The organism is Duganella kummerowiae, from assembly GCF_053572355.1.
Map to the genome: position 1 here is coordinate 357,510 of NZ_JBKFEH010000010.1, position 11,972 is coordinate 369,481.

The following is an 11,972-nucleotide window of genomic DNA, read 5'->3' on the forward strand; positions in this document are numbered from 1 at the left end:
CGGTAAGTGACACAGCGCGGCGCCGCAGGGCTCTACAATGTAGCCTCGTCCATGACCACACGTTTAGCGCTATGCCCAATCCGTCCGACATGGTGGTAGTCCGCAAGGAAGGCCTGTACTGCGTGCCGGGCCAGTTCTACATCGATCCGTGGCGGCCGGTGGAGCGCGCGGTCATTACCCACGGCCACGGCGACCATGCGCGCTACGGCCACCGGCACTACCTGACCGCCAGCGCCGGCGTGCGGGTGCTGGAGTCGCGGCTCGGCCAGGTCAGCGTGCAGGGCCTGGAGTATGGCGAAACGGTGCGCCACAATGGGGTGACGGTGTCGCTGCATCCGGCCGGCCACGTGCTCGGCTCGGCCCAGGTCCGCATGGAATACCAGGGCGAGGTGTGGGTGGCCTCAGGCGACTACAAGGTCGAGGCGGACGCCACCTGCGCGCCGTTCGAGCCGGTGCGCTGCCACACCTTCATCACCGAATCCACCTTCGGCCTGCCGATCTACCGCTGGCAGCCGCAGCAGGAGATTTTCGACGACATCAACCGCTGGTGGCGCGCCAACGCCGACCAGGGCCGCGCCAGCATCATGCTGTGCTACGCCTTCGGCAAGGCGCAGCGCATCCTGAGCGGCCTCGATCCTTCCATCGGTCCCATCGTCTGCCACGGCGCGCCGGAGGCGCTCAACCAGGTCTACCGCGACAGCGGCGTGGCGTTGCCGCCCACCGCCATGGTGCAGCAGGTGGACAAGGCCGCGCTGGCGCAGGCCATGGTGATCGCGCCGCCCTCGGCGGCCGGCTCGCCCTGGATACGCCGCTTCGGCGACTACAGCGACGCCTTTGCCAGCGGCTGGATGCAGCTGCGCGGCGCGCGCCGCCGGCGTGGCGTGGACCGCGGCTTCGTGCTGTCCGACCATGCCGACTGGCCCGGGCTGATGAGCGCCATTGCCGCCACCGGCGCCCAGCGCGTGATCGTCACCCACGGCGCGGTGGCGGTCATGGTGCGCTGGCTGCAGCAGCAGGGCCTGCAGGCCAGCGGTTTCGAGACCGAATATGGCGACGACGAGTCCAGTGAATCGGCGCAGGAATCGCCGGCGCAGGAAGGCGCCGCGCAGGAAGGCGCCGCGCCGGAGCCGAACGCCCGCGAGCAGAACGGGCGCGAGCGGAGCGGGCGCGAGCCCTACGATGTGGCGCGCGCCCTGGCCGCCGAGGCGGCGGCCGAGGAGCGCCAGGCCCGCAACGCCGCCGCAGGAGGCGAGCATGCGTGACTTCGCCCGCCTGTACGCGGAGCTGGACGAAACCACGGCCACCAACCGCAAGCTGGCCGCGCTGCAGGAATACTTCCGCCAGGCCGCGCCGCAGGACGCCGCCTGGGCCGTGTACTTCCTGGCCGGCGGCAAGCCGCGCCAGGCGGTGCCGGTCAAGCTGCTGCGCCAGTACGCCATCGAATTTTCCGGCCTGGACGACTGGCTGTTCGATGAGTGCTACCACGCCGTCGGCGACCTGGCCGAGACCATCGCCTACATCCTGCCGGCACCCACCCAGCGCAGCGACAGCGGCCTGGCCGACTGGATAGAGCTGGGCATCGCGCCATTGCGCGGCGCCGCGCCGGAAGCCATCCGCACCGCCCTGTTCCTGTACTGGGACCAGCTGGAGACGCGCGAACGCTTCCTCCTGACCAAGCTGATAGGCGGCGGCATGCGGGTCGGTGTCTCGCGCCTGCTGGTCACGCGCGCCCTCAGCAACGTGGCCGGACTGGACTCCAAGCTGATCGCCCAGCGTTTGATGGGCTGGACAGACGGCAGCGTCAGCCCGACGGCGGCCGGCTACCTGCAGCTGCTGGCGCCCGCCACCGACAACGAGCACGCCCTGCGCGGCGGCCAGCCCTATCCCTTCTTCCTGGCGCATGCGCTGACGCAGGACCCGGCCCAGGCGCTGGGCCAGCTGGCCGACTGGCAGGTGGAATGGAAGTACGACGGCATGCGCGCCCAACTGGTCAGCCGTGGCGGCCAGGTATGGCTGTGGTCGCGCGGCGAGGACCTGGTGACCGGGCGCTTTCCTGAACTGGCCGCGCTGACTCTGCCGGACGGCGTGGTGATCGATGGCGAGCTGCTGGTGTGGCGCGCCGGCGCCGTGCCGGCCCCGTTTGCCGACCTGCAGAAGCGCATGGGCCGCAAGACCGTGTCGGCCCGGCTGCTGGGCGAATTCCCCGTGGTGCTGGTGGCCTACGACCTGCTGGAACTGGATGGGCGCGACCTGCGCGGCGAACCGCAGCACGAGCGGCGCCGCCTGCTGGAGCAGTTCCACGCCATGATGGTGGCGCAGCGCGGCGTGCCGCAGCTGCGCCTGTCGCCGCTGGTGCAGGCCGGCAGCTGGCAGGACCTGGCGCGCATCCGCAACGAGTCGCGCGAGCGCGGCGTGGAGGGCATGATGCTCAAGGCGCGCGATGCGCGCTACGGCGTGGGCCGCACCAAGGATGTGGGCACTTGGTGGAAGTGGAAGATCGATCCCTACAGCGTGGACGCGGTGCTGATCTACGCCCAGGCCGGGCATGGCCGCCGCGCCTCGCTGTACACCGACTACACCTTCGCCGTGTGGGAGGATGACGGCGGCGGGCGCAAGCTGGTGCCCTTCGCCAAGGCCTATTCCGGCCTGACCGACGCCGAAATCGCGCAGGTCGACCAGGCCATCCGCAAGACCACCATCGAGAAGTTCGGGCCGGTGCGCAGCGTCACGCCCAGCATGGTGTTCGAGATCGGCTTCGAGGCCATCGCCCCGTCGCCGCGCCACAAGTCCGGCATCGCGGTGCGCTTCCCGCGCATCCTGCGGCGGCGCGAGGACAAGACCATAGAGGAAGCCGACACCCTGGATGCGCTGAAAAACCTGCTTCCGCCCACGCCATGAGCGCCAGCCGCGAGCCCGATGCGCTGCGCCGCACGGAGGACTGGTTCGCGCTGCGCGGCTGGAGCGTGTTCGGCTTCCAGCGCGAGGTGTGGCAGGCGGTGCGCGAGGGCCGCTCCGGCCTGCTGCACGCCGGCACCGGCTCCGGCAAGACCTATGCGGTCTGGTTCGGCGCCCTGCAGCGGGCCGCCGGAAGGCCTGCCGCACGCGCCGGCCAGCGCGCTGGGTTGCGGGTGCTGTGGCTGACGCCCATGCGTGCGCTGGCGGCCGACACCCTGCGCGCCCTGCAGCAGGGCGCAGCCGGGCTGGCGCTGCCCGGCCAGGCGCCCTGGCAGGTCGAGATCCGCACCGGCGACACCGGCTCGGCCCAGCGCGCGCGCCAGGACAAGCAGCTGCCCGAAGCCCTGGTCACCACCCCGGAAAGCCTGACGCTCATGCTGAGCAAGGCCGACGCCCGCAGCCGGTTCGCCCAGCTGGACATGGTGATCGTCGATGAATGGCATGAGCTGATGGGCAACAAGCGCGGGGTGCAGACCCAGCTCGCGCTGGCGCGCCTGCGGCGCTGGAATCCGGCGCTGGTGGTGTGGGGCTTGTCCGCCACCCTGGGCAACCTGCAGCAGGCCATGGAGGTGCTGGCGCCCGATGGCGCGCTGGTGCAGGCGCCGTCCGGCAAGGACATCCGCATCGACACCCTGATTCCCGACCATCCCTCGCGTTTTCCCTGGGGCGGCCACCTGGGCCTGCAGATGCTGGCGCCGGTGGTGGCCGAGATCGAACAGAGCGCCACCACCCTGGTGTTTGCCAACACCCGTTCCCAGGCCGAACTGTGGTACCAGAACCTGCTGGACGCGCGCCCCGACTGGGCCGGCCTGATCGCCCTGCACCACGGTTCGCTGGACAAGGAAGTGCGCGAGTGGGTCGAGCTGGGCCTGAAGGAGGGCAAGCTGAAGGCCGTGGTCTGCACGTCCAGCCTGGACCTGGGGGTGGATTTCCTGCCGGTGGAGCGGGTGCTGCAGGTCGGCAGCGCCAAGGGCGTAGGCCGGCTGCTGCAGCGCGCCGGGCGCAGCGGCCACGCGCCGGGCCGGGTCTCGCGCTTGACGCTGGTGCCCACCCACAGCCTGGAGCTGCTGGAGGCGGCCGCCGCCAGGCAGGCCGCCGCCGAGCGCCGCGTGGAGGCGCGCCTGGCGCCGGACAAGCCGCTGGACGTGCTGGTCCAGCACCTGGTGACCATGGCCCTGGGCGGCGGCTTCCGCTCGCAGGACATGTATGACGAGGTGCGCAGCGCCTGGTCCTATCGCGCCCTGACGCCCGGCGAGTGGCAGTGGGCGCTGGATTTCGTGGCGCGCGGCGGCCAGACCCTAGCGGTCTATCCCGAATACCGGCGCGTGCTGCCGGACGAGGAGGGCGTGTATCGGGTGCCGGACGCCGGCATCGCGCGCCGCCACCGCCTGGGCATAGGCACCATCGTTTCGGACGCCTCGGTGCAGGTCAAGTACATGAGCGGCGGGCGCCTGGGCAGCGTGGAGGAATCGTTCATCTCGCGCCTGAAGGCGGGCGAACACTTCCTGTTCGCTGGCCGCATCCTGGAATTCGTGCGCATGCACGAGATGACGGCCTATGTGAAGCGGGCCAGCGGCAACAAGGGCGCCGTGCCGCGCTGGAACGGCGGGCGCATGCCGCTGTCGTCGGAACTGGCGCGCGCCGTGCTGGAGCAGCTGCGCCAGGCTGCCGATGGCCATTACGCCGGCCCGGAAATGCAGGCCATCCGGCCGCTGCTGGAGATACAGCAGCGCTGGTCCTCGCTGCCCACCGAGGAGGTTACGGTGGTGGAGAGCATGAGCAGCCGCGAAGGCCATCACCTGTTCATGTATCCGTTTGCCGGGCGCGCCGTGCACGTGGGGCTGGCGGCGCTGCTGGCCTGGCGGGTGGCGCGCGCGGCGCCGGCTTCGTTCTCGATTGCCGTCAACGATTACGGATTCGAGCTGCTGGCGCCGCAGGCGCTGGACTGGGCCGCCGTGTTCCGGCCCGACGCGCAGGGCCGCATCGCCCTGTTCGACACGCAGCAGCTGCTGGAGGATGTGCTGGACAGCCTGAACGCCAGCGAGCTGTCGCAGCGCCGCTTCCGGGAGATCGCCCGCATTGCCGGGCTGATCTCGTCCGGCTACCCGGGCCAGCAGAAAAGCGCGCGCCAGCTGCAGGCCTCGTCGGCCCTGTTCTTTGAGGTGTTCCGCAAGCACGATGCCGGCAACCTGTTGCTGAACCAGGCCCAGCGCGAGGTGCTGGAGCAGGAACTGGAACTGGGCCGCCTGCGCGCCACGCTGGAACAGCTGCAGGCGCGCCGCGTCAGCTTCCACGCCACCGCGCGCGCCACCCCGTTCGGCTTCGCGCTGATGGTGGAGCGGCTGCGCGAAAAGCTCAGCACCGAGAAGCTGTCCGAACGGGTGGCGCGCATGCTGGGCGCGCTGGAAAAGGCGGCCGGGCCATGAGCGGCGGTGCCAGTGGCGGCAACGGCGCGCCGGGCGGTGGCATGGGCGCGGCATCTGGTAACGGCGCACCCGGCGGCGCGGCAGGCGGCGGCAATGGTGTAGCGGGAGCAGGCCATGGCGCGCCGGGCGGCGCCGGCGTAGCGGCCTGCGTCACGCTGGCCGGCGAGGCCGTGATGCTGCTGCCGCAGAAGGCGCTGTACTGGCCGCGCCGAAGCATGCTGGTGGTGGCCGACATCCATTTCGGCAAGGCAGCCGCCTTCCGCGCCCTGGGGGTGCCGGTCCCGGGCGGCACCACGGCCGCCAACCTGGCTGCGCTGGACCTGCTGCTGGCGCAATGGGAAGCCGATCACATCGTGTTCCTGGGCGACTTCCTGCACGCAAGGACGGCGCGCACGCCGGCCACCCTGGCCACCATCGAGGACTGGCGCAGGCGCCACCCGCAGCTGCGCCTGACCGTGGTGCGCGGCAACCACGACCTGCGCGCCGGCGATCCTCCCGCCAGCCTGGGCGTGGAGATGGTGGACGAGCCCTGGCTGCTGGCGCCGTTCGCCTTCTGCCACCATCCCGACCTGGCGGCGCCGGCCTATGTGCTGGCCGGCCACGTGCATCCGGTGTGCCGGCTGCGCGCGGGCTGGGAGCGTTTGACGCTGCCATGTTTCGTGCTGGGGCAGGCGCGGGCCGTGCTGCCCTCGTTTGGCGCCTTTACCGGCGGTCACGCGCTGGCGCCGCAGCCGGGAGAGAAAATCTGGGTCAGCACCGGCGATGCGGTGCTGGCGGTGCCTGAGACTTGGTAAGGCTGAGCTACCAGTCACCGGAAGCTTCCTACAGGTCTTGCTAGCAGTGTCCTATATCCGCTGTCTAAGCGCTGCACTACCATGGCTGCTCCCTGGCGCACGGCAGGGCAATCCCGCAATCAACGACAGGAGGCAAGCGTGGCTAACCAAGGTAACAAGCAAGGGGGCAATCAGGGCGGCAATCAGGGCGGCAATCAGGGCAGCAATCAGAGCACCAACCAGGGCAGCAAGCAAGGCGGCGGCGCCAGCAAGCGCGGCTTCGCTGCCATGGACCCGGAGCAGCAGCGCGCCATCGCGGCGCTGGGCGGCCGCGCCGCCCACGAGAAGGGCAGGGCGCATGAATTCACCTCGGAGGAGGCGCGCCGCGCCGGCGCCATGAGCCACAAGAACGATGGCAACCGCCAGAACGGCGGCGCCGGTTCGCGCTCCGGCGGCGGCTCAGGCAATTCCTGAACGGCGGTCAGGCCGGGCCAGGCGTGGCCCGGGCGGACCTGCGCTGGGCTAGCGTGACCGCACAAGGCAAGGCCCGGCCAGGCAGGTAGCCCCGGGCCTGGTTCGGACACACTAGAGGCAGATGGTGGTGTGGCGCGCCATGGCGCCAGACCGGGTCCCGGTGAAAGCCGCCTTGGCCATGGCGAACAGCTGCGTCATGCGGCTGGTGGTGGCGTCCCAGTACTCGGCCGATTCGATGCGCACCCGCAGCAGCAGCAAACGCGGGTCGTCCGGCCCGCTGAACCAGCCGCGCGCCAGCGGATTCCACAGCTCCCTGGCCCTGGCCGGATCGCGCAAGGTGTAGGCCTGTCCCGCCACCGACAGGTACAGCTGGTGGGTGGGATCGGCAAAACTGATGTTCACGCCCGGATGCTCGTGCAGGTCCAGCACGAATTCGGCGTCGTCGGCAATCAGGAACCACATATTGCCCTGGTTGTCGACTTGCTGGCAGGGGAGCGGACGGCTGGTCAGCGTGGCGCTGCTATCCTGCGTGGTCAGCATGCCGAACTTGACGTGTTTGATCCTGGACGTGATGGCCTGGATCTGGTCCTGGGTGTACAGCGGCACGGCGTCCTCCTTCAGATTCGTCATGCTGCCACCATATAATCTTTGCCCGGATGCTTCTGTACGAAACATAACGCTACAAACAAGCAATTGACGCCGCAAATGATAATCATTATCATTTATTCCTTGAATTATTCGAGGGAACCTTTGTGAGCGTTCAACACGCTGCGCCGCCGCGCAACGCCAGCCGGGCCGTCTGGCTCAAGCATCTGCACCAATGGCACTGGGTCAGCTCCGCGCTGTGCCTGCTGGGCATGTTTTTGTTCGCCATCACCGGCATCACCCTCAACCACGCTTCCCAGATCGAAGCCAAGCCCACCATCACCCGCAAGCAGGCCACGCTGCCGGCGCCGCTGGCGGCCCAGCTGCGCGCCTATGCCGAAGCCCACGACGGCGCCAGGGAACCGCTGCCGCCCGCCGCCGAGCAGTGGCTGGACGCCACCTGGAAGGTGCAGGCCGGCGGCCGCGTGGCCGAATGGGCGCCCGACGAAATCTACCTGGCCATGCCCAAGGCCGGCGGCGACGCCTGGGTCCGCATAGCGCTGGAGGACGGCGCGGTGGAGTACGAGAACACCGACCGCGGCTGGGTATCCTGGCTGAACGACGTCCACAAGGGCCGCAACACGGGCGCGGCCTGGAACTGGTTCATCGACATCTTCGCCGCCGCCTGCCTGGTGTTCTGCATCACCGGCCTGCTGATCCTGAAATTCCACGCCAATAACCGGCCGTTCACCTGGCCCATGGTCGGACTCGGCATCCTGATTCCCTGTGTTATCGCACTGCTGTTCATCCATTAAACCTACCGACAGGAACACCATGAAATTACGCTATTCCATCGCGCTCAGCCTGCCCCTGGCCAGCGCCTCCGCCATGGCTGCCGATCTCGCCCTCAAGCTGGAAGTGCCGCAACTGAACGTGGCCGAGTACCACCGCCCCTACATCGCGGCCTGGCTGGAAAACGCGGACCAGAAGGTGGTGGCCAACCTGGCCGTCCTGTACGACACCAAGAAGCGCGACAACGCCGGCACCAAGTGGCTGAAGGACATGCGCCAGTGGTGGCGCAAGACCGGCCGCGAGCTGGAGATCCCGCTGGACGGCGTCTCCGGCGCCACCAAGGCCCCGGGCGAGCACACCCTGGCCGCCGCCGGCGCAGGCAAGGCCGCGCTGGACAAGCTGCCGCCCGGCCAGTACACGGTGGTGGTGGAAGCCGCGCGCGAAGCGGGCGGGCGCGAAGTGGTGAAGGTGCCGCTGCAATGGCCGCCGAAATCGGCGCAAGGCTACAGCGGCCAGGGCAAGGAAGAACTGGGCGCCGTCACGGTCCAGGTCAAACCATAACCGGATAGGGGATAGAGATGCTGAAACTGAATCAAACCCTGGCCGCGCTGGCGCTGGCCGGCCTGTCGCTGAGCGCCCAGGCCCACCGTCCCTGGATACTGCCTTCGTCCACCGAAGTGGAAGGCAAGGAAGCCTGGGTCACCTTCGACGCCGCCATTTCCGAAGGCCTGTTCGACATCGACCACATGCCGTTGAAAGTGGATGCGGTCACCGCCGTCGGTCCGGACGGCGCCAGGCTGCCGCTGGAAAACGTCAGCACCGGCAAGCTGCGCACCACCTTCGATCTCAAGCTGCCTAAGCCCGGCACCTACAAAATCAGCCTGGTGCAGCAGAACGTGATGGGCAGCTACAAGGACAAGGGTGGCGAGATGCGGCGCTTCCGCGGCACCGAGGAAACCCTTGCCAAGGACGTGCCGGCCGACGCCACCGAGGTCAGGATCAGCCGCACCGTCAGCCGCCTGGAGACCTTCGTCAGCACCGGCACGCCGGACTTCGCCGTCTTCAAGCCGACCGGCAAGGGCCTGGAGCTGGTGCCGGTCACCCATCCGAACGAACTGCGCGCGGGCGAGAAAGTCACCTGGCGCTTCCTGCTGGACGGCAAACCGGCCGCCAACCAGGCCTTCAGCCTGATCCCGGGCGGCGTACGCTATCGCGGCACCCTGGGCGAAATCCGCAAGACCACCGACGCCAAGGGCGAGATCACGTTCGAGGCGCCCGCTGCCGGCGCCTATCTGGTCAGCTCCAGCTGGCCCAACATCCAGCGTGGCGAAGGCGGCCAGGGGGGCGGGCAGGGTGGTCCCGGCGCCGGCGGTCCGGGCGGCGGCATGAACATGCCCGCGCTGCGCGTCACCTATTCCGGCATCGTGGAAGTGCTGCCGCAGTAATGCGGGGTTAACGCCAGCTTATGCGCCGGGTACTCCTGCCACATTCCATTTCAGCAGACCCGGCGCCGCAGGGCGCGGCCATCCACGACTTGCGCGGGCTCACCATGGGCACCAGCTGGTCGGTGCGCCTGGCTGCATCTTCCCTGCCGGCCGGCGTGGACTTGCAGGCCGGCCTGCAGGCGCAGCTCGATGCCGTGGTGGCCGAGATGAGCCATTGGGAAGCGGATTCCGACCTGGGGCGCTACAACCGCGCCCCGGCCGGCAGCTGGCAGCAGCTGCCGCCGGCTTTCTACGACGTGCTGTCGTTCGCCCTGTCCGTGGCCCGCGATTCCGGCGGCGCCTACGATCCCTGCGCCGGCAGCCTGGTCAACCTGTGGGGCTTCGGCCCGCACGGGCGCCATGGCCAGCCGGATTTCGTTCCGCCCGGCGCCGGGCAGGTGGCGGCGGCGTGCGCCGAACTGGCGCTGCGGCGCGTGGCGGTGGACCCGGCCAGCCGGCGCGCCCTGCAGCCGGGCGGCGTGCAGCTAGACCTTTCCGCCGTGGCCAAGGGCTATGGCGTGGACCGCCTCGCGTATTACCTCAAGTCGCAGGGCATTGCGCACTTCCTGGTGGAGGTGGGCGGTGAATTGCGCGGCGCCGGCGTCAAGCCGGACGGCCAGCCCTGGTGGGTGATGCTGGAGCAGCCGCCCCATGAGGACAGGGCCGGCGCCGTGCCCGACGAGATTGTCCTCGCGCTGCACGGCCTCTCGGTGGCCACCTCCGGCGACTACCGGCGCTACTTCCTGCATGGGGGCCGGCGCTACGCGCACACCATCGATCCGCGCAGCGGCCGGCCGGTGGACAACCGGCTTGCCTCGGTCACCGTGGTGCATCCGCACTGCATGGCGGCCGACGCGTGGTCGACGGCGCTGTATGTTCTGGGCCCGCAGGCCGGGCTGGCACTGGCCGAACGCCTCGGCCTGGCGGTGCGCTTCGTGGTGCGCACTGAAACTGCTTATACCGAATCCATGAGCCCCCATTTCCGCAGCATGTTGAACGACGAATGATCTGGACCCATGACCCCACCCGCCTGGCGCTGGCGGCCGCGCTGGCGGCCAGCTATGCGCTGGTCTGCCTGGCGCCTTACCTGCGGGTGCGCCGCAAGCAGCGGGCCGCGCGCCAGGCCAGGGCCGAGGCAGCCGCCTCGCCCGGCTGGATCGTGGCCCATGCCAGCCAGACCGGCAATGCCGAGGAACTGGCCGGGCAGACCGCCGCCACGCTGAAGCTGGCCGGCATCCCGGCGCGGCTGTGTGAACTGTCCGAGCTGGGCGCCGACGACCTGGCGCAGGCCGAACGCATCCTGTTTGTGGTGTCCACCTATGGCGAGGGCGATGCGCCCGATGCGGCGGCCGCCTTTGCCGGCCGCCTGATGGACATCGGGCTGCCGCTGCCGCGCCTGCACTACGCGGTGCTGGCGCTGGGCGACAGCAGCTACACCCGGTTTTGCGGCTTTGGCCGCGCCCTGGACCAGTGGCTGCAGGCGCAGGGCGCGCAAACCCTGTTCCCGCGCATCGAAGTGGACCGCAGCAGCGCGGCCGCCATCGCGCAGTGGCGCCAGCAGCTGAGCCACCTGGCCGGCACCAGCGACGCTCCCGACTGGAGCGCACCGGCGTTCGAACAGTGGATGCTGGTCGAGCGCATGCTGCTCAACCCGGGCAGCTCGGGCGCGCCGCTGTACCACCTGGAGCTGGCCCCCCGGGGCGGCGCATTGCCGACGTGGGAGTCGGGCGACCTGGTGCAGGTGGCCGCGCCCGCCGATCCGGACCGGCCGCGCGAATACTCGATCGCCTCCATCCATGCCGACGGCCGCGTGCACCTGCTGGTGCGCCTGCACCGGCACCCGGATGGCAGCCATGGCGTGGCCTCGGGCTGGCTCACGCAGCAGGCCGCCGTGGGCGATATGGTGCAGCTGCGCCTGCGCGCGCACCGCCGCTTCCGCCTGGAGTATAACGTGGCGCGGCCGCTGATCCTGGTCGGCAACGGCAGCGGTATCGCCGGCCTGCGCGGTCACCTGAAGGCGCGCGCGCTGGCCGGCCAGGGCCGCAACTGGCTGTTGTTCGGTGAGCGCAACGCGGCCCACGACTACCACTACAAGGCGGAGCTCGACGGCTGGCAGGCCGCCGGCATGCTGGAGCGGCTGGACATGGTGTTCTCGCGCGACCAGGCCGAACGTGTGTACGTGCAGGACCGCCTGCAGCAGCAGGCTGCCGACGTGAAGACCTGGGTGCAGCGGGGCGCGGCCATCTATGTGTGCGGCTCGCTGGACGGCATGGCCGGCGGCGTGGATGACGCGCTGGAGCAGGCGCTGGGGCGCGCGGCGCTGGATGCGCTGGCGGCCGAAGGGCGCTACCGCAGGGATGTGTACTAAGAACCCGTTTTAAAATGACCATGGCGTCGTTACGGCTCCTAGCCGTGCAGGCGCACTGTCTTCGTCGCCGTGCCTAGCCCTGCTCATTTTGAAACAGGTTCTAAGCGGGCCGGCG

11 protein-coding genes are annotated in these 11,972 nt (G+C 69.7%); 10 read left to right on the top strand and 1 reads right to left on the bottom strand.

Annotated features, from left to right (window positions below):
* Positions 1-71 precede the first annotated feature (71 nt).
* The 5 genes from ACLB1G_RS15230 to ACLB1G_RS15250 all read left to right on the top strand — a co-directional run bounded on the left by ACLB1G_RS15230 (position 72) and on the right by ACLB1G_RS15250 (position 6,628).
* On the top strand, positions 72-1,262 hold the full coding sequence (locus ACLB1G_RS15230) for a ligase-associated DNA damage response exonuclease (RefSeq protein ID WP_491628068.1): 1,191 nt from the start codon (positions 72-74) through the stop codon (positions 1,260-1,262).
* Complete coding sequence (locus ACLB1G_RS15235) at positions 1,255-2,898, top strand: ATP-dependent DNA ligase (protein ID WP_491628069.1); 1,644 nt, start codon at positions 1,255-1,257, stop codon at positions 2,896-2,898. The genes ACLB1G_RS15230 and ACLB1G_RS15235 overlap by 8 nt, the downstream gene beginning before the upstream one ends.
* On the top strand, positions 2,895-5,381 hold the full coding sequence (locus ACLB1G_RS15240; RefSeq protein WP_491628070.1) for a ligase-associated DNA damage response DEXH box helicase: 2,487 nt from the start codon (positions 2,895-2,897) through the stop codon (positions 5,379-5,381). Before ACLB1G_RS15235 ends, ACLB1G_RS15240 begins: the two co-directional genes overlap by 4 nt.
* Positions 5,378-6,175 carry a ligase-associated DNA damage response endonuclease PdeM gene (gene pdeM, locus ACLB1G_RS15245; protein WP_491628071.1) on the top strand — a complete coding sequence of 266 codons (798 nt, stop codon included), beginning with the start codon at positions 5,378-5,380 and terminating at the stop codon, positions 6,173-6,175. The genes ACLB1G_RS15240 and pdeM overlap by 4 nt, the downstream gene beginning before the upstream one ends.
* 138 nt (positions 6,176-6,313) lie before the next feature.
* Entirely contained in the window at positions 6,314-6,628 is a 315-nt protein-coding gene (locus tag ACLB1G_RS15250) for a KGG domain-containing protein (RefSeq protein ID WP_491628072.1), read from the top strand.
* 111 nt (positions 6,629-6,739) lie between these two features.
* On the opposite strand, the gene ACLB1G_RS15255 is transcribed toward ACLB1G_RS15250, so the two are convergent.
* Positions 6,740-7,258: a pyridoxamine 5'-phosphate oxidase family protein gene (locus ACLB1G_RS15255; RefSeq protein ID WP_491628073.1), complete on the bottom strand. Its 519-nt coding sequence runs from the start codon at positions 7,256-7,258 to the stop codon at positions 6,740-6,742.
* A gap of 122 nt (positions 7,259-7,380) precedes the next feature.
* On the opposite strand from ACLB1G_RS15255, the gene ACLB1G_RS15260 reads away from it, so the two are divergent.
* From ACLB1G_RS15260 to ACLB1G_RS15280, 5 genes are read left to right on the top strand one after another with little or no spacing between them, the layout of a single operon-like run.
* A complete protein-coding gene (locus ACLB1G_RS15260; RefSeq protein ID WP_491628074.1) occupies positions 7,381-8,028 on the top strand; it encodes a PepSY-associated TM helix domain-containing protein in 648 nt (215 codons plus the stop codon).
* 19 nt (positions 8,029-8,047) lie between these two features.
* Entirely contained in the window at positions 8,048-8,566 is a 519-nt protein-coding gene (locus ACLB1G_RS15265) for a DUF2271 domain-containing protein (protein ID WP_491628075.1), read from the top strand.
* A gap of 17 nt (positions 8,567-8,583) precedes the next feature.
* Positions 8,584-9,450: a DUF4198 domain-containing protein gene (locus tag ACLB1G_RS15270; RefSeq protein WP_491628076.1), complete on the top strand. Its 867-nt coding sequence runs from the start codon at positions 8,584-8,586 to the stop codon at positions 9,448-9,450.
* Between the two features lie 20 nt (positions 9,451-9,470).
* Entirely contained in the window at positions 9,471-10,496 is a 1,026-nt protein-coding gene (locus tag ACLB1G_RS15275) for an FAD:protein FMN transferase (RefSeq protein ID WP_491628077.1), read from the top strand.
* Positions 10,493-11,857 (top strand): sulfite reductase subunit alpha, encoded by a 1,365-nt coding sequence (locus tag ACLB1G_RS15280; protein ID WP_491628078.1) that lies wholly within the window; start codon positions 10,493-10,495, stop codon positions 11,855-11,857. Before ACLB1G_RS15275 ends, ACLB1G_RS15280 begins: the two co-directional genes overlap by 4 nt.
* Positions 11,858-11,972: the final 115 nt, after the last annotated feature.

Bases quoted from the DNA above. Each gene is read 5' to 3' on its own strand.
- pdeM (WP_491628071.1), top strand. From the start codon at position 5,378: ATGAGCGGCGGTGCCAGTGGCGGCAACGGCGCGCCGGGCGGTGGCATG.
- ACLB1G_RS15240 (WP_491628070.1), top strand. From the start codon at position 2,895: ATGAGCGCCAGCCGCGAGCCCGATGCGCTGCGCCGCACGGAGGACTGG.
- ACLB1G_RS15235 (WP_491628069.1), top strand. From the start codon at position 1,255: ATGCGTGACTTCGCCCGCCTGTACGCGGAGCTGGACGAAACCACGGCC.
- ACLB1G_RS15265 (WP_491628075.1), top strand. From the start codon at position 8,048: ATGAAATTACGCTATTCCATCGCGCTCAGCCTGCCCCTGGCCAGCGCC.
- ACLB1G_RS15230 (WP_491628068.1), top strand. From the start codon at position 72: ATGCCCAATCCGTCCGACATGGTGGTAGTCCGCAAGGAAGGCCTGTAC.
- ACLB1G_RS15280 (WP_491628078.1), top strand. From the start codon at position 10,493: ATGATCTGGACCCATGACCCCACCCGCCTGGCGCTGGCGGCCGCGCTG.
- ACLB1G_RS15270 (WP_491628076.1), top strand. From the start codon at position 8,584: ATGCTGAAACTGAATCAAACCCTGGCCGCGCTGGCGCTGGCCGGCCTG.
- ACLB1G_RS15255 (WP_491628073.1), bottom strand. From the start codon at position 7,258: ATGACGAATCTGAAGGAGGACGCCGTGCCGCTGTACACCCAGGACCAG.
- ACLB1G_RS15275 (WP_491628077.1), top strand. From the start codon at position 9,471: ATGCGCCGGGTACTCCTGCCACATTCCATTTCAGCAGACCCGGCGCCG.